The organism is Algoriphagus pacificus (genome assembly GCF_017254845.1).
Lineage (GTDB): Bacteria > Bacteroidota > Bacteroidia > Cytophagales > Cyclobacteriaceae > Algoriphagus > Algoriphagus pacificus.
On record NZ_JAFKCU010000001.1, the window covers coordinates 1,117,202 to 1,141,520 of the forward strand.

20 protein-coding genes are annotated in these 24,319 nt (G+C 39.7%); 18 read left to right on the forward strand and 2 right to left on the reverse strand.

Annotated features, from left to right (window positions below):
* Positions 1–7 precede the first annotated feature (7 nt).
* From J0A69_RS04655 to istB, 4 genes are all read left to right on the forward strand, one after another.
* Positions 8–784 carry a glycosyltransferase family protein gene (locus tag J0A69_RS04655; protein ID WP_206585331.1) on the forward strand — a complete coding sequence of 259 codons (777 nt, stop codon included), beginning with the start codon at positions 8–10 and terminating at the stop codon, positions 782–784.
* Between the two features lie 36 nt (positions 785–820).
* The gene (locus J0A69_RS04660; protein ID WP_206585332.1) at positions 821–1,153 is read left to right on the forward strand and encodes a hypothetical protein; all 333 of its coding nucleotides are present in this window, start codon (positions 821–823) and stop codon (positions 1,151–1,153) included.
* 262 nt (positions 1,154–1,415) lie between these two features.
* The gene (gene istA, locus J0A69_RS04665; protein WP_236032642.1) at positions 1,416–2,951 is read left to right on the forward strand and encodes an IS21 family transposase; all 1,536 of its coding nucleotides are present in this window, start codon (positions 1,416–1,418) and stop codon (positions 2,949–2,951) included.
* Positions 2,952–2,963: 12 nt separating this feature from the next.
* Entirely contained in the window at positions 2,964–3,707 is a 744-nt protein-coding gene (gene istB, locus J0A69_RS04670) for an IS21-like element helper ATPase IstB (RefSeq protein ID WP_206585333.1), read from the forward strand.
* Positions 3,708–3,750: 43 nt separating this feature from the next.
* Here the strand turns inward: istB and J0A69_RS04675 are convergent, their stop codons facing one another.
* A complete protein-coding gene (locus J0A69_RS04675; protein WP_206585334.1) occupies positions 3,751–4,470 on the reverse strand; it encodes a lantibiotic dehydratase in 720 nt (239 codons plus the stop codon).
* Between the two features lie 342 nt (positions 4,471–4,812).
* Here J0A69_RS04675 and J0A69_RS04680 point away from each other — a divergent pair, with 342 nt between their 5' ends.
* From J0A69_RS04680 to J0A69_RS04710, 7 genes are all read left to right on the forward strand, one after another.
* Positions 4,813–5,118 carry a hypothetical protein gene (locus tag J0A69_RS04680; protein ID WP_206585335.1) on the forward strand — a complete coding sequence of 102 codons (306 nt, stop codon included), beginning with the start codon at positions 4,813–4,815 and terminating at the stop codon, positions 5,116–5,118.
* A 27-nt stretch (positions 5,119–5,145) separates the two neighbouring features.
* Complete coding sequence (locus J0A69_RS04685) at positions 5,146–5,559, forward strand: hypothetical protein (protein ID WP_206585336.1); 414 nt, start codon at positions 5,146–5,148, stop codon at positions 5,557–5,559.
* A gap of 3 nt (positions 5,560–5,562) precedes the next feature.
* A complete protein-coding gene (locus tag J0A69_RS04690) occupies positions 5,563–6,009 on the forward strand; it encodes a DUF5675 family protein (protein ID WP_206585337.1) in 447 nt (148 codons plus the stop codon).
* Complete coding sequence (locus J0A69_RS04695; RefSeq protein ID WP_236032643.1) at positions 6,009–6,200, forward strand: hypothetical protein; 192 nt, start codon at positions 6,009–6,011, stop codon at positions 6,198–6,200. Before J0A69_RS04690 ends, J0A69_RS04695 begins: the two co-directional genes overlap by 1 nt.
* A 205-nt stretch (positions 6,201–6,405) precedes the next feature.
* Positions 6,406–6,657 carry a hypothetical protein gene (locus tag J0A69_RS04700; RefSeq protein ID WP_206585339.1) on the forward strand — a complete coding sequence of 84 codons (252 nt, stop codon included), beginning with the start codon at positions 6,406–6,408 and terminating at the stop codon, positions 6,655–6,657.
* Positions 6,658–6,854: 197 nt separating this feature from the next.
* The gene (prfA, locus tag J0A69_RS04705) at positions 6,855–7,931 is read left to right on the forward strand and encodes a peptide chain release factor 1 (protein ID WP_206585340.1); all 1,077 of its coding nucleotides are present in this window, start codon (positions 6,855–6,857) and stop codon (positions 7,929–7,931) included.
* A gap of 85 nt (positions 7,932–8,016) precedes the next feature.
* Complete coding sequence (locus J0A69_RS04710) at positions 8,017–8,550, forward strand: GNAT family N-acetyltransferase (protein ID WP_206585341.1); 534 nt, start codon at positions 8,017–8,019, stop codon at positions 8,548–8,550.
* A 2-nt stretch (positions 8,551–8,552) separates the two neighbouring features.
* On the opposite strand, the gene J0A69_RS04715 is transcribed toward J0A69_RS04710, so the two are convergent.
* Entirely contained in the window at positions 8,553–11,363 is a 2,811-nt protein-coding gene (locus J0A69_RS04715) for a YCF48-related protein (protein WP_206585342.1), read from the reverse strand.
* A 263-nt stretch (positions 11,364–11,626) separates the two neighbouring features.
* On the opposite strand from J0A69_RS04715, the gene J0A69_RS04720 reads away from it, so the two are divergent.
* From J0A69_RS04720 to J0A69_RS04750, 7 genes are all read left to right on the forward strand, one after another.
* Positions 11,627–12,280 carry a Tll0287-like domain-containing protein gene (locus tag J0A69_RS04720; protein ID WP_206585343.1) on the forward strand — a complete coding sequence of 218 codons (654 nt, stop codon included), beginning with the start codon at positions 11,627–11,629 and terminating at the stop codon, positions 12,278–12,280.
* A gap of 325 nt (positions 12,281–12,605) precedes the next feature.
* On the forward strand, positions 12,606–15,758 hold the full coding sequence (locus J0A69_RS04725) for a SusC/RagA family TonB-linked outer membrane protein (protein ID WP_206585344.1): 3,153 nt from the start codon (positions 12,606–12,608) through the stop codon (positions 15,756–15,758).
* A 12-nt stretch (positions 15,759–15,770) separates the two neighbouring features.
* Positions 15,771–17,639 (forward strand): RagB/SusD family nutrient uptake outer membrane protein, encoded by a 1,869-nt coding sequence (locus J0A69_RS04730; RefSeq protein WP_206585345.1) that lies wholly within the window; start codon positions 15,771–15,773, stop codon positions 17,637–17,639.
* A gap of 248 nt (positions 17,640–17,887) precedes the next feature.
* Entirely contained in the window at positions 17,888–21,040 is a 3,153-nt protein-coding gene (locus tag J0A69_RS04735) for a VCBS repeat-containing protein (protein ID WP_236032644.1), read from the forward strand.
* 57 nt (positions 21,041–21,097) lie between these two features.
* Positions 21,098–22,057: a formylglycine-generating enzyme family protein gene (locus J0A69_RS04740; protein WP_206585347.1), complete on the forward strand. Its 960-nt coding sequence runs from the start codon at positions 21,098–21,100 to the stop codon at positions 22,055–22,057.
* Positions 22,058–22,077: 20 nt separating this feature from the next.
* The gene (locus J0A69_RS04745; RefSeq protein WP_206585348.1) at positions 22,078–23,391 is read left to right on the forward strand and encodes a Gfo/Idh/MocA family protein; all 1,314 of its coding nucleotides are present in this window, start codon (positions 22,078–22,080) and stop codon (positions 23,389–23,391) included.
* Between the two features lie 3 nt (positions 23,392–23,394).
* Positions 23,395–24,312 carry a hydroxypyruvate isomerase family protein gene (locus J0A69_RS04750; RefSeq protein ID WP_206585349.1) on the forward strand — a complete coding sequence of 306 codons (918 nt, stop codon included), beginning with the start codon at positions 23,395–23,397 and terminating at the stop codon, positions 24,310–24,312.
* The last annotated feature ends 7 nt before the right edge of the window (positions 24,313–24,319 follow it).

Consider the following 24,319-nt stretch of genomic DNA (forward strand, 5'->3'; position numbering starts at 1 on the left):
AAGTAATATGAGAAAAATAAACTTAAAAGACTTTACCGTTTTAATTCCATTACGAATTGATACAGTTAATCGCTTGGAAAATACATTAGTAACTGTAGACTATTTAAATTCAAATTTTGATACGCAAATTAGTGTATTAGAGGCTTCTGAAAGAAATTCTCATCTACTAAAAAGATTATTACCGCAAGAGGTAAACTTTAGCTTCATTGAAGATCTTGACAATATTTTTCATCGAACAAAATACATTAATCAATTAGTTAGAACTGTTAAAACTGAATATATCATAGTTTGGGATACAGATATTATAATTCCTTTTGAACAGATTGAAGAATCAGTAAATTTATTGAGAAAGAGAGAAGCTGATTTTGTAATTCCTTACAAGGATAAATTTTTGGATACCTCGAAAATTTTAAGAGATCTTTTTATACATACTAAAGAAGTTAATCTTCTTAAAGCTCACCAAGGTAAAATGAAGATATTATACAACCCTAATCCTGTTGGAGGAGTATTTATGGCAAATTTGAAATCATATGTGGAGGCAGGAATGGAAAATGAAAAATTTTATGGATGGGGTAGGGAAGACGGAGACCGTGTTAATCGCTGGAATATTATGGGTAAAAAACACAAACATGTTGAAGGGGTTCTATTTCACCTTTCACATGAACGAGGAGTAAATAGTTCCTTTCATAGCCCAAATCAGGACAGCCGAAAAATGGTTGAAATTCACCGTTCTTTTGTCATGTCGAAAGAAGAACTTCAAAAGGAAATAAAAACTTGGTGGTAATTCTAAACAGGCACATTTCTTTATTTGGAACTGGAAATGGAAAACCTATCAGGAAAGCCAGTATACCTTTCAGAAGTTCAGCAACGGAATATCAAAGGCCCATACTTCACATTTTTGCTTCAAAATGATCAGGGTAAAACCAAAAGAAGCTTATATGAAATCCGGGAGGCATTTCCGACCAAGCTAGAGATCAAAGATGGGCAAAGTCTTATTCGCTACTATCGAATGAGCCTTCAGCCTTCAATCATGAACATCAAGCTTTACCTCCGATATCGTGTTATTATAAAAAATGGTATGGCAACTGAAACAAAAGGAATCTGGGTAATCCCATCGGAACTTGAGAATATTCCTTTTAAGCCGAGGAAATAAGTTTGGAACTTTGCAGCCTGGAAAGATGTATTTTTACTTATAATCTCCACTTTCAGCGGAATCTGTCGACCTCTCTTCTAGGAGAGAGCTTGTGCAAAATCCGGTCAAATTGACCCCATCTGGCCGGGGCAAATTGACCCCCGTTAGTCGGAGCAAACTGACCCCCTTCGGTTAATATTTTTTTGGGAATGGAATAGTGGTCTTGCGAATGCTGTTGGTGCAGGATTAAAACCCTGTAATGATGGCTAACCGACCCCTAACCATGAATAAGATTCGACAGATTTTGAGAGGCCATTTTGAAGGCCGTGGCACCAAACAGCTGAGCCAGATTACCGGGGTAGCCCGTAATACTGTTAAAAGTTATCTCAGACGGTTCAAAGAAACAACACTGACTCACCAAGAAGTGGAATTGCTGTCTGATGAAGCACTTTCTGAGACGATTCTCGGCCCCCCTGCTCCCCAGCAGCAAAGTAAGCGACAGGAAATCCTGTCCGCTCTATTGCCCAAGATCTCCAAAGAACTCCGGCGCAAATGCATGACCCAGCAGCTACTATGGGAGGATTACATTGCCAAACACCCCCAGGGGTACCGCCCTAGCCAGTTCAAAGCCTATCTGAGCGAATACCTGAACCGGAGGAGCCTGACGATGCATTTTGAACACAAGGCCGGAGATAAGGTATTTATTAATTATGCCGGCAAGCCTCTCTACATCACCGACCCGGAGACAGGAGAGCATCTCCCCGAGCAGGTGTTTGTAGGCGTGCTTGGGTGTAGCCAATACACCTATCTGGAGGCTACACTGAGCCAAAAGAAAGAGGATTTTACAGAAAGTTGCCGCAGGATGCTGGAGTACTACGGAGGTGTTCCCAGAGCTATAGTCCCTGATAATCTGAAGTCGGCAGTTCAAAAGGGCAGTAGGTTTTCCCCTATACTTAACGAGACCTATGAATCCTTTGCAGAACATTATGGCACCGCCATTCTTCCCACACGTCCTCGCCAGCCAAGGGAAAAATCACTAGTGGAAGGCGCTGTTAAACTGGTTTATCAGCGGATCTATATTCATCTTCAGAACAAGGTGTTCTTTTCATTGGAAGGGCTCAATGAAGCATTAAAGCCACTTTTGGCTTCCTATAATGAACGTGCCCTCCGTGGAGAAGAAAGCCGCAGGGAACAGTTTGATCAGCTCGAACGGGAAAGTCTACAGGCACTTCCTGCCCTGCCTTACCAACTCATGCAGGTCAAAATCTCCACGGTAATGAAAAACACACACATCTGCCTGGCCGAGGATAAGCACTACTATAGCGTTCCCCATCAGTTCATCGGCAAGAAAGTCAAAGTACTCTACAACAACGACCGGGTAGAGATTTTCTACCGGTACCATCGCATAGCCCAACACAAAAGAGACCGGCGCAAGCACAAGTACACCACTTCTGCAGATCACCTGGCAGCAAGTCAGCGGTACGTATCCAGCTGGAATTATGACTATTTTGTCTGCGAAGGGAATAAGATCAGTAGTGAGGTCGGTGATTACATGGCCGCTCTGATGGAAACCAAACCCCATGCCGAGCAGGGCTACAAGTCCTGTGCAGGGATCCTCCATCTGGCCAAAAAAGCCGGAACCTCCCGGCTGATCCAAGCCTGTAGACGGGCTGCCGAGTACGGGATCTATACTTATCCAATCATACAGGATATCCTTTCCAAGAACCTTGACGCCCTCAGCCCTGCTGAAGAACAGCCGGAGGACAATGCACTGACTCCCCACCACCATAACATCCGGGGTAAAGAATATTACAGTTAAAACCAAAAACAAATGATCGAACAAACACTTGAAAAAATGAGAAAAATGAAGCTCTACGGTATGGTCCGAAGCTTTAAGCACGTAACCCAAACCCCGTCAATGGATCAGCTCACCCCAGACGAACTGATCCACTTATTGGTGGAAAACGAATGGGATGAACGCAAAAACAGGAGTATGGAACGAAGCCTGAGAAACGCCAGATTCCGGTATAAAGCTACCATTGAGGGCCTTGACTTCCATCCGGAAAGAATGCTCGACAAAAATCAGCTGCTCCGACTGGCAGACGGCGGCTACATCAAAAAGGGAGAGAACATACTGCTGACAGGAAGTACCGGAACAGGGAAAAGCTACCTTGCCTGTGCGCTGGGTAATCAAGCCTGCTCACAAGGGTACAAAGTACTATACACCAGTACCAACAGGTTGCTCACTCATCTGAAAATGGCAAAAGCTGATGGATCATCCATAAAAGAAATGATCAAGATAGAAAAGCAGGATATACTGATTTTGGATGATTTTGGAATCCAACCTCTGGACATTCAGAGCAGAATGCTGCTGATGGAAATCATCGAAGACCGGCACGGGAAAAAGTCAACCATCATCACCTCTCAACTACCCGTTAACGCCTGGTATGAAGTGATCGGTGATCAGACCTTGGCAGATGCAATTCTCGACAGGATCGTGCACGATGCACACCGCATGGAACTCCAGGGTGAGTCTCTGAGAAAAAAACGAAAAATAAACCAAGACAACTCTTAAATTAGCCGCAAAGAAAACCCACTTTTCTGACCCAAAAATACAACTAACTCAAGGGGGTCAATTTCCAGCGGCGACAGGGGGTCAATTTAATCGGCATATGCACCAAGGGAACTGTTGCTTGGTTTTTAATGAAAATGGATGTTTCTGATAATTGTTTGCTCCATAAATCACTGTGATAATTTACCAGTAACTGACTTTCTAGTAAATAGTCCCATATGATCTCTTTGTCATGGAATGATACATCAGGGAAAGCTCTTAGTACACGGGCTTGGTCCAATTCTGGATCATGAAAGGCCAATTCTTTAAGTTTTTGAATCAAGGGCCCATCTTGGACTTTTGAGTACCTCCATTCTTCCTTTTCTCTATCGAAGTTCCAAAATCTCCATCCATCCGACCATGGCTGTATACTTGGGTTGAGCCAGTAAAACCCCGAATTATCTTTATACTCTTTGATTTGTACTTCTTCAACTGAACTTGCAGATGGAATTTCAGAGCTCTCATTCAATTCATTTTCCCAATTTGCAATTCCTACTCCCGCCCATTTTCCAAACGGAGTGGGTCTATATCTCCCTCTTATTAGATACTTATAAACTGACTTTTGTTCCTTGTCAGAAAGCTGATCCGGTAGTTTTTTGTGAATGCTCTTAAATAGATCCTGACTTGATAGCTGGATTCTTTCAAGGATTTCAGGCCAATGTTTTTGAATGGCCTCAAAATCATGAATATCAAAATTTATAAGAGGAGATCTAAATAGGAGAGACATGCTTTTTTCTCCCAATCCTAAAAGTTTTGGATTCGAATTTCCAGTTCATTTGATTTATCATTGAAATCAAAGGACAAATCCGAAATCTCAAAGGATAAAAGAACTGCATGCTTTACAGATTTTGTAGATCTTGACAAAATCCTAGGTATTGCAAAGCTATAGCAAAAGGGATGCATCCTAATAGCTCCTTTATATATACGCAATAGATAAGCTGGGTTTAGTCTATATTTTCTATACAGTGCTCAAGTTTTACTTTGTTTCCATAGATTCCACTTTTGTTTTGATTTACAGATAGATAGCTCCAGATTTCTGCCATGTTTCACTAAAAAATAATAGAACGATATGGCTAAACAAGCTGGATATATCAAACTGGAAGGCACCATGGGTGACCTGACATTTTATAAAAACCGTGATGGAAAATTCATCGCCAGGCGTAAAGGTGGGGTCTCTAAAAAAAGGATCCAAAATGATCCTCGCTTTCAAAGGACTCGGGAAAACCTAAAGGAATTTGCGGTCGCTGCTTCATCAGCCAAATTCCTCAAAAATGCTTTCAGGGAAATTGAATTAAAGTCCAATGGAGGCAAACTTCATAACAGACTTTACTCAACTGCGATGAAAGTCGTCAAATCAGATCCTGTTTCACCATGAGGAGAAAGAAAATTTGAATTGGGAAATATGGATCTCTTAAAGGGATTTGAGTTCTCTGAAAAGTCGGCTTTGAGAAACGTGCTTAAAGTCAATTTGGACGTGATCGAGGATGCTGCTTCTGTATCAGTGACGATTCAAGAATTGGTCCCATCAAAATATCTGGTCTATTCACAGGGATCTACTTATTACCGGATTTCATTGATCAGGGCAGGTGTTGACTTTACTCTTCAATCTTACGATACAGAAACGGCTTCCACTCCTGCAATGGCAATCGTGAATGTTACTGTTCCAGAGGTAAGCTTGACTTTGCCCAAACCAGGTGTCGCTGGCAAGAAGTATTTCTTCGCTCTTGCAATAGAATTCTTCCTAGATGTAAATGGAGATCAGTACGACATGAACGACATCTCCCAAAATCCGGCAGCAATCCTAGCTGTCAGCTAAACAATGGACTTGGTATTGGACCGGGAATATTTTCCCGGAGGAACGAACGGTGTCTTTTTGCTGGATGGGAAAATTCTTTGCTATTGCATCGAGGCCCCATCTGACTTCTTCAGGCAGGGAATATCCTGCATTCCCGAAGGAATTTATGAACTGGATTTGATTTCAAATAAAACATCAAAGGAAATCAGACTCTTCAATTGTCCTAATGGGATCAGATCCCATGAAAGTTCTGAAGTCGCAATAAGCACCAGAAACCTGGATCAAAACATCATCCTGGTGTCTGAAATTACAGGAGAGGGAATGGGTAAGCCCAGTAAAAAGGCGGAAACTAGCTTCCTTCACTTGATAGAGCAGGCACTAAAGAAAGGTGAAAAGGTCACACTGGAGATAAGGAGCTGTCCAGATAATGCCTTGAACCTGACCTGCCATCAAATAGAATGGATGGACTGATGTTTCAGGCAGTAGGAGGGGTCATCGCACTCCTCCTCACTGTCATTGCCTACTTCCTGAATCTCCTTATTCAGGATTTCAGACAGCTGAATAAAGAACTTTCAAAACTGAAGGAACTCTTTATCAGGTTGGAAGCCGAGCAAATTCTGCTCAAGAGTATGGTTCAACGCACCCGCAGTCCGCCAAGTTAGTAATCAGCCAACCTCGTTGCGATCCCGAGAATCGAGAGAAGCAATCTCGTTCTACTGGAGCTTGATTAGAAGACAGGTTTCAGTTTACATTGGTCTACAACAAGTCGCAAGTTGTCGATTCCTAAACCTTCATGGGGTGTAGAAATACATCCGACTCCGGTCATATGACATCATATATCATACACCATAAATCATACATCAAAAAATGAACATTCTAAATGAAATAGCATCTAGGGCTTCCGCCCCAACACCTCCGTTTTTCCAAAAAGTAAAGAAAATCGGATTGATCATCGCAGCAGTAGGAACAGCTGTGATCACTGCACCGGGCAGTATCCCGGCAGTCCTGCTGACCTATGCAGGTTATGCAATCACAGCTGGTACAGTGCTGGTCAGCATCGCCCAACTCACAGTAGATGAGGAAAAGCAGGAAATAAATTTTCATCAGGTAGTGAAGTAAGTTAATCTAATTAAAAAGGCAGGAATCAATGTTTTCCTGCTTTTTTAAGAATGAATTAAGTTAGAACTTCACATTTCTATAACTCTAGATAATTTGTGTTATCTAAAGTTTAGGGGTTTTCCGCTCCTATTTTCAAGAAATATGAAATAGGACTGCTGACGATAATTTTTCTATTTTTGCAAGGCGAAAGAAAAATTATGCTGGATAAATTACAAGCCCTAAAAGATAGATTTGAAGAGGTCGGTCAATTGATCGTTTTGCCAGAAAGTATGGCAGATATGAGCAAATACACCAAGCTGACCAAAGAGTACAAGGATCTGGAAAAGATCGTTGAAGTCTATGATGAATATCGCTTGGTATTACAGAATTTAACCAGTTCCAAGGAGCTTTTGGATAAGGAAAAAGATCCAGAATTCAGGGAAATGGCAAAGGCTGAAATTGATGACCTTCGAGATAGAAAGGAGCTACTTGAAGAAGATTTAAAACAACTTTTGATTCCAAAGGACCCGAATGATTCCAAAGATTGTATCCTTGAAATACGAGGTGGATCCGGTGGAGATGAAGCTTCAATTTTTGCTGGGGATCTTTTTAGAATGTACGAGCGCTTCTGCGAAATGCAAGGTTGGAAGCTGACAGTATTGGATTTGACTTTTGGTTCTGCTGGTGGATACAAAGAAATTATTGCTACTGTTTCTGGGGCAGATGTCTACGGTATGTTGAAATATGAATCGGGTGTACATCGGGTTCAGCGAGTGCCTGCCACAGAATCTCAGGGTAGAGTTCATACGTCTGCTGCCTCAGTGGCAGTACTTCCGGAGATGGATGAAGTGGAAGTTCACTTGGATATGAACGACGTCAGAAAAGACACATTTTGTTCCTCAGGACCAGGTGGACAATCCGTAAATACTACCTATTCCGCGGTTCGTTTAACACACGCACCTACGGGTTTGGTGGTGACCTGCCAAGATGAAAAGTCTCAAATCAAAAACTTCGAAAAAGCATTGAAAGTGTTGAGGTCCAGAATCTATGAAATAGAATTGGCTAAACACAATGAGGCTGTAGGAGCGCAAAGAAGATCAATGGTTGGAAGCGGAGACCGGGCTGATAAAATCCGGACTTATAACTATTCGCAGTCCAGAGTGACAGACCATCGAATCAATAAAACTGTCTATAATCTACCAGATGTAATGGATGGGCATATCGAGGAATTTATATCTGCTTTGCGTCTTGCCGAAAATCTTGAGAAGATGCAAACCAGCGGCATGGAAGATTAGGTAGATTGTTTGTACGAATATTTGTTGCAATTTTATTGTTTCTGAAATAAGCCTATTAACTTAAGGAATAAACCAAACGACTTTTATGAATATCGCCGGAGAAAGAGAAATTAATTTAGTGACTTGGAATGAATCCCATTTCCATCAGCTCTATCCCCTGGCGAATAATCCCAAAATTGCCATGAACCTGAGGGACAGTTTTCCTCAGCCTTACACCATTCACGATGCCAGGCATTGGATCGAGCACAATCAAAAATTCAATCCACCTCAAAATTTCGCCATAGAATTTGAAGGAAAATTAGCAGGAGCAATTGGATGCGATCGAGGGAAAGATGAACTCAGAACCAACATGGAATTGGGTTTCTGGATCGGTGAACCATTTTGGGGTAAAGGAATCGCTTCTGAAGCTGTAAAGCTTTATACCAAATTCATTTTTGAAAAATTCGATATTCAGAGAATTTATGCCCAAGTCTATGATTTTAACGGGCAGTCTATGAATGTTTTAGAAAAAGCCGGATATATTCCTGAGGCTATCCTAAAGAAAGCTTTTATAAAAAATGGAATCATAGGTGATATCTTCCAATATGTGATTGTAAGAGGGGAATCGGCGACTCCATAAACCTAATTAACAATCAGTTTTTTAGTATAAATCTTCTTTTGATTTCTCAATTTTAGTATCAAAACACCTCTTGGCAAATCCTGGAAATACAATTCTAATTGACCTTCAAGAATTCCTTGACTGATTATCTCCTGCCCAAATGCATTGATAATTGATACTTGTGTGTATTCTGATAGGGTTTCAGAAATTATGGAAATACTTCCTGTGCTTGGATTTGGAAAAACCTTTATGGTCGGATCCACTACAGGTTCCAGACCTGTGATGATATTTACATTTACGGGTAGTTCTCTGGAAGTTCCTTCATTGCAATCGTTTTGAGGAGTTACTTTTAAGACAAAGTCCCCTTCCAAAAGCCATTCTACATTCACCTGATTGGATCCTTGCCCAGAGACGATCCTTCCTCCATTCCCAGAGATGCTCCATTGATAATTTACATCAGGTATATCCTCAACCTGATAGGTTTTTTCCTCGAGGCCAACCAAGTTTTCTCCTGTAATCGTGCTCGGCTGCGCAGGAGGAGCTCCAATTGTTATGGTTTTTGTTATTTCTGGAGATTTTCCGCACTTATTTTCTAAAATCACGGATACTGAATTAGAACCGGCTGTTTCCCAAAGCACGGTTACTTCAGAACTTCCTTGCCCTGAAATAATTTCTCCACCTGTAATGCTCCAAGTGAAAATATTGGAATTAGGATCCTCAACTTTATAAGTTTCTATTTGGTCAGTGCAAGAAATACCTTGGCCTAGGATTTCATGATTGTTAGTTGGTTTCATTTGGACATTCACCTCCAAGGCAGAAGTTTCTCCATTCCCGCAAAAGTTTTGTCGACTTACAAAAACAGCTTGTCTGCCTGCAGTAGTCCAAGTTACTTGGATAGTCGAAGTTCCTTGGCCAGAGGTAATTACACCACCATCAACTCTCCATACAATTGCAGAACCTGTGGCAGGATTGTCTACTATACTATACATAGAAGCTCCCATGCAAACGTTGGTCTCTCCTGTAATTTCGCTGACACCTGCTGGAGTTACGCAAGTATAATTTAAAATTGTCCCTTCTTCCCCCACTGCGAAAGCTACCAATGGGTTTCCCATACTTACTCCTAACAAGTTTCTTTTTGTTCCGCTTTCAATACGAAACCAGGTTTCTCCCCCGTCTTTTGTTTGTAAAGTAAATCCGTTTTCACCGACGATAATGCCAAGATTTTCATCCCAAAAGTCCACGGAATTCAGGTTTTCCTGAAAGTCTGTTGGGATTAATCTCCAGGTTTTTGCTTTATCCTCCGATTTTAAAATGACTCCTTTATCACCCACGACTACAGCAGAATTGGAATCTAATTTTGCCAAAGCATTTAAATCAAAATCCGTGAGTTTGGGTAGAGTTTCCCATACATTTCCCCCATTGGTCCAGCTGATTTGGCCATTATCACCAATTGCAAAACCTATCTGATAATCGAAATAAGTGACATCTTTCAGGTTTTCGCTCGTGTTGGTTTGAATATTTGAATCCCAAGTCCCTCCGGAATCAAAAGATCTTGCTATGTATCCATTGGTCCCAGTGATATAAGCTACTGAAGGTGCAAATAGGTAAAACCCTGTGATGCTTTCTGAGGTTTGGGCAGGTACAGCAACCCAGGAGCTTCCTGAATTACTACTTCTATACATTTTTCCATCTAGTCCAGAAGTATACCCAAAGCTGGTGTTCCAAAAATCCATAGAAATAATATCCATGTTTTCGGGTAAAGGACGGCTTACTATAGTGCTTGCACCATTGGTGGTTAGAAAAACCTTTCCGCCTTGGCCAGCAATGTATCCCGTTCTATCTGATTTGAAATCTGTACTTCTAAAATCTGCTCTAACACCGGCAAGTCGGGTACTATAACTTGTTCCAGCGTTAGTTGAACTGATCAAATAACCGTCTTGACCAACAGCCAGGACTTGGTTCGTTTCAGGTAAAAAATTAAGGGCTTTGACTGTTCTCAGATTTCCTGCCCCCAAATTGGCCTTGGAGAAAGAAGTCCCTGAATTGGTGGATTTGATAGAAGTGGCTTCTTTGCCAACTGCAATAACAATTCTATTGTCACGTGGATTTATAGTAATGTCTTGCAAATCACTGCTCACCCCTGAAGCTAAAATGCTCCAGCTTTCCCCAGAGTCCGTTGTTTTTAATATTGTTCCTTGATTTCCGGCAGCATATCCAATTTCCTCACTTGAGAAAGAAATTGCATTCAAATTGAGATTGGAGGTAGAATTCAGTTTGGACCAGCTTTGACCAGCGTCTTCGGTACGAAGAATAACCCCACTTTCTCCAGCAATATATCCTTTGCTTTCACTAGGAAAATGAAGGTCGTAAAGATTAGTATTGACAGGGGAGGTTATTTTATTCCAGGTTTTGCCTTTGTCTGTTGACTTGTATATAGATCCATTTTCTCCAATAACAAAAAGAGAATTAATCTCTAAAAAATAGGCTTCTTCTAAAGAAATGGAGTTTGGGAAATCCTGTTTATTCCAAGTTTCCCCTCCATCAGCAGTGGAAAGGACCAGGCCGTTATTACCAACTGCTATTCCTATTGTTTCATCGAAAAAGTGAATGGAATTGATTCTTTCCAGCATTGGAATTGAAACTTCCACCCAGGTCAATCCAGCGTCTTCCGTTTTGATTAGTAGATTTTCTCCACCCACAAACCCTTTAGTTGTATTTACCCAATGGATGGATTCAAAATCCAGACCCCAGCTTTGCATTCTTTTCCATGTCTGGGCAAAAACCACATGACATAAAAATAGGTTAAACAATATCAGGTAAAGAGTCTTTCTCATAGAATCATAAAAGAGTAAGAGCAAAAATACGCGAATTCCTAACTTGGCAAAGGGACCCAAGTGATATGACTAAATCTTTTATTGGTTTATATTATTTAATTAAACACTTAATAATCTTGATATAAACTTCTTATTGTTATTCAAATTCCTATAAACTCAATTAATCCTTAATAAAATCAGTCTAAGTCCTTGTTTCCAATAGAGCTACATTACTTATTCCTCTGAAGCATTCGTATTTTTATAGGATGAAATTTACCATAATCATGAAAAGCCTATCATTTTCTTCAATTTTCATTTGTTTGATTTTCTCTTGTGGGCCTAGGGAGAAAGTTTCAAAAGAGGTTTTTGAGGAAGTCAATAAGAATATGGAAGTCAAGAGGTTACTGGAGGTTGATATTTTGGATGAAGCAATGATTTGGGGTGATTCCATTTCAATTGAGGAACAAAATAATCTGATTGCAAACCTTCAAAAAGCCATTGAAGATGGCGGATTAGAGAATGCTATTTCATATTGTAATGTGAACGCTTCTAAAATTGTGGAGGAAGGGCTTAATAATCCTGAAATTAATATCAGAAGAGTTTCGACAAAAAACAGGAATCCGAGTAATAAACCGGACGAAGATGAAGCTCCTATTCTTGATGCCTATGCCTACAATGTGGAGAATAATCTTCAAACTGATCCAAGCATCCAGAAAATAGAGGATGGCGAGGTTTATTTATACACTAAAGCGATCATTTTCCCGGGCGGAATCTGTCAAAATTGTCATGGTGATCCAACTTCAGAGGTGTCTTTGGGAGTACAAGAAGTTTTGAAAGAGAAATATCCTGCTGATCGTGCTTTAGGATTTAAAAAAGGGGATTTACGAGGCATGTGGTCTATTCGAATTCCCAAAAAAGAGGTAGTTAAAAGGTTATGATTTTAGTCTTTCTCAGAAAAGTATAATTTAATTCTGTGTCAGGCAGTTTTTTTGAAATTTTATTAACGATTGTTAAGACATGTTAAATTTTTGTTAATAAATCGTTTGAATATTTTCCGATTTCAAAACGGAAAGAAACTTCTTTTGCTGGATTTTCTCGTATTATCTTCCAAAAATCCAATTTAATGCGCTTTTCAATTTACGCAATCGTTTGAATAGGGCAAAATTCAGTCAGAATTCAAAAATATACAGTGAGAAATTGGCTAATATTGTATAGATTATTACAGTCTAGTTTATTTAATGCAACCCAAACCAATAACCGCGTATGAAAAACTCTACCCGTTTTAGGCTTTTTAGCTTAACATTTTTAGTTTTTCTGGGCTTAATGAGCTCAGTTATGGCGCAGACCCGGGAGGTGTCTGGTGTCGTGATTTCTGGAGAGGACAATTTGCCGCTCCCTGGTGTTTCCGTCTTAGTTAAAGGTACCACCACAGGTACTGTTACAGATGTAGATGGAAAATTTAATGTCAATGTTTCTGGTTCCGATGCTACATTGGTTTTATCATTTATCGGATTTACTACGCTTGAAGTTCCTGTTGGGGACAGATCCACATTCGATCTTACCTTGCTTCCAGACACAAAGTCACTTGAAGAAGTGATTGTTGTAGGTTATGGTGAGCAAAAGAAGGAAACAATTACTGGTTCGGTTGCTACCGTAAAAGGTAAGGAACTGACCAAGTCTCCAGCCATGAACTTATCCAACTCTCTTGCCGGTAGAATGGCTGGTGTTGTTGCGGTAAACAGATCTGGTGAGCCTGGTTATGACGGTTCCGGTATCCGAATCAGAGGTAGCAATACTCTTGGTAATAACGATGCTTTGGTAGTAATCGACGGAATCCCCGCAAGAGCAGGTGGTTTGGAGCGATTAAATCCAAATGACATTGAAAGTATCTCTGTATTGAAAGATGCTTCTGCTGCGATTTATGGTTCAAGAGCTGCAAACGGTGTAATCCTTGTAACAACAAAAAGAGGTTCAACTGGTGCGCCTGAATTGACTTTCCAAGCAAACCAAGGTTGGGCGCAACCTGCACTGCTTCCTAAATTGGCTAATGCTGCTGAGTACGCTAATGCTTTGAATGAATTGAATATTTATGAATTGCCAACTTCTGAGTGGGCTGCTGCAAATGAAGCTTTCAAACAGAATGGTGAATTCACAAGACCAAATGGTCAGGTTAGAACTGCTCCATATTCTCCTGAAGAAATCGAATTGTATAGAAATGGTTCTGATCCATGGAATTATCCAAATACTGACTGGTATGGTGAGACCTTGAAAACATGGTCGCCACAAAGCAGGTATAATTTGCAATTAGTCGGTGGTAGTGATAATGTGAAGTATTTAACTTCTTTGGGCTATCAAAACCAAGATGCATATTATAAAAATGCTGCAACTGGTTACAAGCAGTATGATTTTAGAATCAACTTGGATGCAAATGTTAATAAGTACGTAAAAGTTGGCCTAGGAATTTTAGCTAGAGAGGAATTTAGATTCTTCCCTACCCAGCCTGCTAACGCAATTTTCCGTATGCAGATGAGAGGTAAGCCAAATCAGCCAGCTTATTGGCCGAATGGATTACCGGGACCAGATATTGAAAATGGTCAAAACCCTGTAGTAATTACTACTAACCAAACTGGTTATGACCGTGACAAGCGTGACTATATCCAGACAACCGGTAATTTGGAAATCAAGATTCCAGGAGTGGAAGGTTTGAAATTTACAGGTACTGCGGCGATCGATAAATACATCAGATATACTAAAAGATGGCAAATTCCTTGGACTCTTTACCAAAGAGGTAATGGGTTCGAAGATGACGGCGTAACCCCGGTTTTAGTACCTAGCAGAAGAGGTCCTGCCGAACCTAATTTGAATGAATTCACTTCTCAGCAATTAAATATCCTATTAGGTGGTGTATTTAGTTACGATAAAACCTTTAAGGATGTACACACTTTAAATGTTGTGGCTGGTGTTAACAGAGAAACTATTGATGGAAATGACTTCAGTGCCTATAGAAGATTCTTTATCTCTACCGCTATTGACCAAATGTTTGCTGGTGGTGACCTTCAAAAGAACAACAGTGGTGGTGCATTCAATAGAGCCCGTTTGAACTACTTCGGTAGAGTTGCATATAACTACAAAGAAAAATATCTAGCAGAATTTCTATGGAGAAATGATGGTTCTTACATCTTCCCTGAAGATACAAGATTCGGTTTCTTCCCAGGTTTGATGTTAGGTTGGGTTGTTTCAGAAGAAAACTTCTGGAAGAATTCTCTTGGCGGAACTTTCGACTTCTTCAAAATCAGAGGTTCTTGGGGTCAGTTAGGTAACGATCAAATCGGTGAATACCAGTTCTTATCTACATATGGATTTAGTTCATATATAATTGGAGGTACTGAAACAAAGACTTTATTTGAAACTAGAGTTCCTAATACTTCGATTACCTGGGAAGTTGCAAACAACTCTAACCTAGGTTTTGAAGGTCAATTCTTGCAAGGAAAAGTGTTCTTCGAGTTTGATTTATTTTATAATAAGAGAACTAATATCCTTTGGCAGAGAAATGCATCTGTACCTCAAACTACAGGACTTTCCTTACCGGCAGAAAATATCGGAGAGGTTGAAAACAAAGGATTTGACTTGAACTTAGGATTAAGAGGTGGAAAAGGTGAATTCCAATATACTGCTAGTGTCAATGGAGGTTATGCTAAGAACAAAATCCTTTTTTGGGATGAGTCCCCAGGTGCTCCAGACTGGCAAAGATCTACTGGTAGTCCAATGAATACAGGTTTGGTTTATCAGTATGATGGTGTTTTCCCTGACCAGCAGTCTATTGATTCTGAAACTTTAGATTATTCTGCAATCACCAACAATTTGCGTCCTGGTGATATGAAATACAAGGATTACAATGGTGATGGTAAAATTACTCCGGATGATAGAGTACGATTGGATAATAACAACATACCATTGTTCCAAGGCGGGATTAACCTAGGTGCAAACTGGAAAGGTTTTGATTTAACTATTCTTTTCCAAGGTGCTTTAGGAGCTAGACAATGGATAAGTGCAGGTGAATCAGGAAACATTGGTAACTACCTATCTGATATCTATGATAACAGATGGACTATAGATAACCCAAGTTCTACTGATCCAAGATTGGCTAATAGAAATGATCAGTATTGGTCTGGTGGTAATACCTATTGGTTTAGACCTTCAGATTATTTAAGACTGAAGAACTTGGAAATTGGGTATAACCTTCCTGCTACTTTGACTGAGAAAGTAGGTGTTAAAAATGCACGTTTCTATGTAAATGGATTGAACCTGATTACATGGAGTAAGTCGAAAGTATATGATCCAGAATCCGACGCTGCTACAGGACAATATTATCCACAAGCTAGAGTAATCAACACAGGTATTTCTGTTTCATTTTAAAAAATTGACAACATGAAAAATAGATTTAAATATTTAATTATAGCAGTAACTGCATCTTTTACGATGCTTAGCTGTAACAGCGATTTCTTGAATACACAACCATTAAGTGAAATTTCAGAATCCGCAGTTTGGACAGATCCTGCATTGGCAGAGGCCTTTGTTACCGGAATCTATCAAGGCCTTGGGCAAGGAGGATTTAATGAAGAGATGCTGGCATCATTTACTGATGAGGCAATCTTTACACATCCTGGTCGCGGGATAACAACTCTTACAGAAAGTCGTGTAAACTCTGCCGATGTTGGTTGGAATAATGCTGGTAATAGAACTTGGAACTGGGACAGACTCTATAGTTATATCCGTAGAACCAATATTGCAATCGAAGAACTATCTGAACCTCAATTTGCAAATGATGGTGGTATCGTGGATAGATTGCTTGGTGAGGCTAAGTTTATGAGAGCTTATTATTACCATGATCTATTAAGATACTTTGGTGGAGTTCCAATTGTAGATAGAGCCTATGGACTAGGTGAAGATTCATATGAAATTCCAAGAGCAACTTTTGAAGAAACAGTTAACTTTATTTTAAAAGATTTAGATGATGCAGCTTCTATGTTGGCTGGAAAATCTATGGCTGCAGGTAGAACTTCTGAATTGGCTGCTCTTGCTTTGAAATCCAGAGTTTTAATTTATGCAGCTAGTGATCTTCATGATGGACCAACTGCAAAAGCTAAATCTTCACTTTTAGCAGGATATCCTAATATTGAACTTGTCGCTTATCCGTCTGGAAATAGAAATGAAAGATGGCAAAAAGCTCAAGCTGCTGCAAAAGCTGTATTGGATAAAAAGACTGGAAATCTTTATGGGCTTTCAGAACCAGTTTCTCATGAAGAAGGAATTCAAAACTACATCAACAACTCTCTATCCAGAAATGGTGGTCAGAATGAGTTGATTATGGCTAGATATTTCATCAATTTGAAACAAGAAAATGGTGGTCGACAAGGTTTGTACAATGGACCTAATGGTTATAACAACTGGGCAGGTAACAGCCCTGTACAACTGTTGGTTGATGATTATGAAATGATGGATGGAACTAAGTTTGACTGGAGCAATCCAGAGCATGCAGCTAATCCATATGAAAACAGAGATGCTCGTTTCTATGCTTCTATCCTTTATGATGGAGCTCAATGGAAGCCAAGATCTAATGCTAATAAGCCAAGAGATCCACTAGGTCAGATCCAAACTGGTACTTACGAAGTAACTGATGAATCAGGAGCTAAAGTAACCCACTTTGGTTTGGACACTAGAAACAGTCCAATTGAAGACTGGAATGGTAGCTATACTGGCTATTATGTGAGAAAATTCATTGATCCAAATCCAGCAATTGTTGATCAAAATACTTGGCAAGAAGTTCCATGGCCAATCTTAAGATATACTGAAGTTGTTTTCAACTATGTTGAAGCATCTTTGGAGCTAGGTCAGGAAGATGAAGCAAGAGCTTGGTTGAACCAGATTAGATTCAGAGTAGGTCAGCCAGCTATCACTGCAAGTGGAGAGGAGCTAGTTGAAATTTTCAGAAATGAAAAAAGAATTGAAATGGCTTATGAAGAGCAGAGATTCCATGATGTACGTCGTTGGATGATTGCTGAAGAGACTATTGGAAGAAAAGCTAATACAATTAGTATCACTGGTACTTTGAAACCTGGTGCTACACTTTCTGTATATCGTTATGATCCTACACTTTACAACTATGTATACAAAGTTGTTCCGATCGATCCAGGTAAGGAAAATAGACAATGGTTAGATAAATCTTATTTCACTCCTATTCATAGGGATGAATTAAACAGAAACTCGAGTCTAATCCAAAACCCTGGATTCGAATAAGTTTCTTAAATTTCCAAGCAGCTCAAATTTGGGCTGCTTGGATCTTTAATTCAGTTATGAAAAAGTTAATACCCAGCATTACCCTAATAACCCTGCTATTTTTTTTTTCTTGTTCCAATAAATCGGATAATGGGAGTCCTGAACAAGTTGAACCTAAATGCCCAACACTTTTCAAATTAATAGATTCCTCAACCTCTGGAATTGATTTTCAAAACACTTTAAACGAGTCCTTAAACCTGAATGTCCTCATGTATGAATACCTCTATAATGGAGGAGGTGTTGCTGTCGGGGATTTAAATGGGGATGGATTAGAAGATATTTATTTTTCTGCGAATGTCTCTGGAAACAAACTCTATTTGAATAAGGGTGATTTTCAGTTTCAAGATATAACGGAGATTTCCGGAGCAATAGGACGACCTGGGCCATGGAAAACCGGTGTGACGATGGTAGATATCAATGGAGATAATCTAATGGATATTTACTTATGTTATTCTGGAAATTTATCACCCGAAAAACGTAAAAATGAGCTTTTTGTAAATCAGGGAACCAACTCGGAAGGTATACCAATTTTCAAAGAGATGGCCGAAGAGTATGGTATTGCATCTGGCTCACCAAGTACATCTGCTAGTTTTTTTGACTTTGATAAAGATGGTGATCTGGATTTGTTTTTATTGAATCACAATACCAAGTCTACCCAGATTTTAGACTTGGCTGTAACCAAATCTGCCCTCAAAGAAAAACACGAAGCCGGACCACAGCTTTTTGAAAACAAGAATGGAAAATTTGTAGAAATCACTATCCAGGCTGAGATTTCCAGTTCCAGTTTATCCTATGGATTGGGATTGGCCATTTCGGATATCAACAGAGATGGATGGCCGGATATTTACATCGGCAATGATTACACCATTCCTGATTACCTATACATCAATCAAAAGAATGGAACTTTCAAAGATGAAATCCTGACGATGATTGATCATGTTTCTAATTTTTCTATGGGAAATGACATTGCAGATATCAACAATGATGGATTAGTTGATATCATGACTTTGGACATGATGCCCGAAGGAAACGAGAGACAAAAATTGCTTTTGGCACCTGATAATTATGAGGTCTTTGACTTGAATGTAAAAAAAGGATTTCATCATCAATACATGAGAAATATGCTTCATGTAAATAATGGAGATGGGACATTTTATGAGATTGGTCAGGTGGCAGGAATATCAAACACTGACTGGAGTTGGGCAAGTTTATTCGCTGATTTTGATAACGACGGCTGGAAAGATCTATTTGTCAGCAATGGTTATTTGAGAGATTACAATAATATGGACTTCCTCAAATACATGGATAACTATGTACAGACTTCCGGTGGGAAATTAAAGAGAGAGGATCTGTTGAACATGGTGAAAAATATGCCTTCATCAAATCTGACCAATTACATCTACAAGAATAATAGCAACCTTTCTTTCAAAAATGTTACAGATTCTTGGGGATTAGACAGGCCTGCCAATAGCAATGGAGTGGCCTATTCGGATCTTGATAATGATGGCGATTTGGATTTAGTAATAAACAATATCAACTCAAAGGCCTTCGTCTATCAAAACCAAAGCAGGGAACAGAATGCTGGAAATTTCCTCAAAATAAAACTGCAGGGAAATTCTAAAAATACTCTTGCCCTCGGAGCAAGCGTAAAAGTTTATGCAAATGGAGAAACCCAGTTTTTGGAACAAAATATTTACAGAGGTTTCCAATCTTCGGTGACACCTATTTTACATTTTGGTCTTGGAACAGCAACTTCAATCGACTCGTTGATCGTCACTTGGCCTGATCAGAAAGTCACCATCATGCAGAATGTGCCCGCTAATCAGGAGTTAATTCTTTCGCAAGATGAAGCTGTTCAAAATTCTAATAAAGGAAAAGATTCTTCAAAGGTTTTGTTTTCCAAGGGGCAGGAAATAAAGATCACTGGTGAGCGAAAAATCAATGATTTCAAACGTCAGCCTTTATTGACAAATGCTATTTCTGGAAATGGAAAAGCATTGGTAGCGGAGGATTTTAATGGAGATGGAAAGAAAGATTTGTTTGTTGGAGCAGGGCCAGGTGTCAGTGGGAAAGTCTTTTTTCTAAACGCAGCGGGTAACTTGGTTCTCTCAGACTCAAGCTCTTTTGTGGGAGCAAAGGAATCTGAGGACGCTGTAGCCCTAAGCTTCGATGCAAATGGGGATGGATTTCCGGATCTTTTTGTAGGGAGTGGGGGTGTTTATGATTTTACAGAGAATGATCCAAAGTTAGCTGACCGACTTTACCTGAATGACGGAAAAGGAAAGTTTTCAATCCTATCTGAGGCTCTTCCGAATGATGTATTTGCAACAGGTACAGCATTAGCTCATGATTTTAATGGAGATGGAAATCTGGATCTTTTTGTAGGAGGAAGAGTGGTTCCTGGACAATATCCTTTATCTCCTGGTTCCAGGATTTGGCTCAATAATGGTCAAGGCAAATTTAAAGATGGGACAAATCAAATTGCTCCATTCTTGAAAGAACTTGGGATGGTGACGGATGCCCAAATGGCAGATTTGAATGGTGATGGAATTGATGAGTTAGTAGTAGCTGGTGAAGCAATGCCGATTCAGGTTTTTGAACTAAACGCTGGGATGCTACAGGATGCCACATCCAAATATTTTGACGAACTTCAAATAGGATTCTGGAATTATTTAACTATCGAGGATTTTAATGGAGATGGGAAAATGGATCTTTTGGCTGGAAATCTGGGGACCAACTCACAATTACAGGTTTCCGATCAAAAGCCTGCAGAATTACTCTACAAAGATTTTGATGGAAATGGATCCATCGATGCTATTTTAAGCTCTTATATCGGAGATGAGAAATACCCCACTGTAAGTAGAGATGAATTACTTGGTCAGGTGAATTTCTTAAAGAAGAGATATTTGGACTTTAAATCTTTCGCGACAGTTAAATCGGATGAAATTTTCACTGCGGAGGAAAGAGAAGGAGCTAAAAAAATATCGATAAATAATTTAGGGACCTCCCTTTTCGTTCAAAACCAAGTAGGAAAGCTTGTTCAGAAAGAGTTACCGATTCAGTTTCAGTTCTCTCCGGTGTTTGCATCAGCTTATTTGGATGTAGATGGAGATGGTAACAAGGATTTGGTGATTGCTGGAAATATGAATCAGACAAAATTGCGCTATGGTAAGTATGACGCCAATCATGCAATGGTTTTTCTGGGTGATTCTAAAGGTAATTTCACCTATTTACCAAAGATTTTGTCAGGGCTTTCTATTAAAGGAGACACCCGTAAAATTGTTCAAATAGACGATAATTTGCTTTTTTTAGTCAAAGGAGAGGGTTTAAAATCCGTTCTTATCCATTCGTCAAAAGAATAATAAATAAAAACTATTAAATACCTATTTTAACCTGCTAGAGATTAGCGTACGATTACAATGAAAAAGTTGATTTTGCCAGTAGTTCTGGTCGGAATTTTGGCATTTTATGGGCTAGATAAACCCATTTTTGAATCCTATAGCCAAAGAATACCTGGAACACCTGTCACATTTGATATGACTCCCATAGAGGGAGGAACATTTAAAATGGGTTCATCCTCAAGTCCAAATGAAGATGAAAAACCAGTTCATGAAGTAACGATTGACCCATTTTGGATGGGTACACATGAAGTGACTTGGGATGCATTTGAGCTTTTTCTAGATAAAAATTATGAATTAGCTGTTTCAGAGGAACCGATTGGTGCAGTAGTAGATGGATTGACTAGACCTAGTTTACCTTACCTGGATATGACTTTTGGGATGGGAAAAGAAGGAAAACCAGCGATCGGAATGACTCAATATGGAGCAATTCAATATTGTCATTGGTTGTATTTGAAAACAGGAATATTCTATAGACTACCTACTGAGGCAGAATGGGAGTATGCTGCCAAAGCAGGTTCAGATACAAAATATTTCTTTGGTGATGATGAGTCCATGCTTTCTGAATATGCCTGGACCAAAGAAAACAGCAATGAGGAAACTCATAAAATAGGACAGAAAAAACCAAATCCTTGGGGTTTATATGATATCTACGGGAATGTTTTTGAATGGACTTCAGATCAATATGATCCTGAATTTTATAAAAATTCACCTTCTAAGAATCCTGTAAATCCTTCTTTGAAATTGTACCCTCGGATTGTTAGAGGGGGAAGCTATAAGACTCCAGCTGAAGAGGTGAGCTCTTCTAAAAGATTTGTAAGTGAGGCTAAATGGAAACAATTGGATCCACAGATCCCTAAGAGTCAATGGTGGTTTCCTGAAGCTCCTTTTATAGGATTGAGATTGGTGAGGCCATTGAACCCGCCAAGTCCAGAAGAAATTAACGCTTATTATAACGCAGAACCTATTGCGGATTATTGAAACCCTGAAATACCAACATCATGAAAAACACTAGAAGAGATTTTATCAAAGCTTCTGCCCTAGCGACAGGAGGAGTTCTTGCAGCTCAATCATTTGTATTGCCAGGTGCTTATGCAGCACCAAAAGAAACACATTTGAAACTTGCCTTGATCGGTTGCGGTGGCAGAGGTACAGGTGCTGTTTTCCAAGCCATGGAGACCGGCCATCCTATTAAATTGGTGGCAATGGCTGATGCTTTTAGAGATAGATTAGACGGAAGCTTGAAGCCTATTTTAGATAAATATGGTGCTGAAAAAGTAGATGTACCAGAAGATAGAAAGTTTGTCGGATTTGATGCATACAAGCATGCAATCGCTGAAGCAGACGTTGTTATTTTGGCTACCCCTCCAGGCTTTAGACCAGATCACTTCACTGAAGCAGTGAAGCAAGGAAAGCAGATTTTTATGGAAAAGCCTGTTGCGACTGATGCGGTAGGTATTAGAAAAGTTTTAAAAGCTGCTGAAGAGGCTAAAGCTAAAAAGTTGAATGTTGTAGTTGGTTTACAACGTCACTATCAGGATAACTACAGAAAAACCATTGCTAAAATCCATGCTGGAGAAATCGGTGATATTATCGGTGGTCAAGTGTATTGGAATGACGGTGGAGTATGGGTTAGACCTCGTAAGCCTGAGCAAACAGAAATGGAATACCAAATGAGAAACTGGTATTATTTCAACTGGCTTTGCGGAGACCATATCACTGAGCAGCACGTTCACAACATCGATGTGGCTAACTGGGTGAAAAAAGGATATCCTGTGAAAGCTGAAGGTACTGGTGGAAGAATGGTAAGAACTGGAAAAGAATTCGGTGAAATTTTTGATCACCACTCTGTTCTGTTCACTTACGCTGACGGGACAGTGATTCAAAGTGAATGTAGACACTTTCCAGGCGCTGCTAACCGTGTGGATGAGTCATTCCAAGGTACAAAGGGTAAAGCGTATTTAAGTGCTGGAAATCATGGTGTATTGACCGATTATGCCGGAAATAAAATTTACGAACACGATAGAGAAAATAATATCAACCCTTATCAGCAAGAACATAATGAACTATGGGCTGCTATTGTTAAGGGAGAATATAAGTTTGCCGATGCGGAAAATGGAGCAAGAAGCACCATGACTTCGCTTTTGGGTAGAGCTGCGACCTATTCAGGTAAAGTAATTACCATGGATGATGCGATTAATTCTGAGATCAGCTTATTCCCTGAAACTTTGGCTTGGGATGCTGCTCCTAAATTGCTTCCTAATGCAGATGGTTTCTATCCTCATGCAATTCCTGGAAAAACCATTACTGTTTAAACCATGGAAAGAAGAAAATTTATTAGAAATCTGGGTTTAGGAGGTTCCGCCTTCACCCTTGCTGCAGGTTCGGTTTTACCAACTTTCGCAGAAACCAAAGGAATGACAGAACCTACTTTCAAGATGGATTTTGCTCCTCATTTTGGAATGTTCAGAAATTCAGCTCCAGGTGGAATAGTAGACGAATTAAAATTCATGGCTGATCAGGGCTTCCGATCTTTAGAGGACAATGGAATGCTTCGAAGATCTGTTGAGGACCAAACTTTAATAGCAAAGACTATGGAGTCTTTGGGAATGAGAATGGGTGTGTTTGTTATTGATGGTGGAGATAACTGGAAGGTTTCTCTTACTTCTGGCAAGCAGGAGTTTATGGATAAGTTTCTTGAAACATGTAGAGAGTCTGTAGAAGTTGCCAAGCGTGTTAATGCAACTTGGATGACTGTAGTCCCTGGTTACTTTGAGAGAAATCTACCCATAGGAGTTCAGACTGGTAATGTCATTGAAGCCTATAAGCGTGCGGCAGAGATTTTTGAACCTCACGGTTTGGTGATGGTCATGGAACCACTAAGTGATAACCCTGATCTTTTCCTAAGACATGCGGATCAATCTTATATGATCTGTAAGGCTGTTGATAGCCCAGCATGTAAGATTTTGTACGATATCTATCATATGCAGCGAAATGAGGGGAATCTCATTGCGACCATGCAGAAGACTTGGGATGAAATTGCATACATCCAGATTGGTGACAATCCAGGAAGGAAAGAGCCAGGAACTGGTGAAATCAATTATGGAAATGTTTTCAAATTTATTAATGATAAAGGTTTCAAAGGAATCTGTGGAATGGAGCATGGAAATGCAATTCCTGGAGCAGATGGAGAAAAAGCCTTAATTGAAGCTTACAGAAAAGTAGATATAATGTAATTTCGCC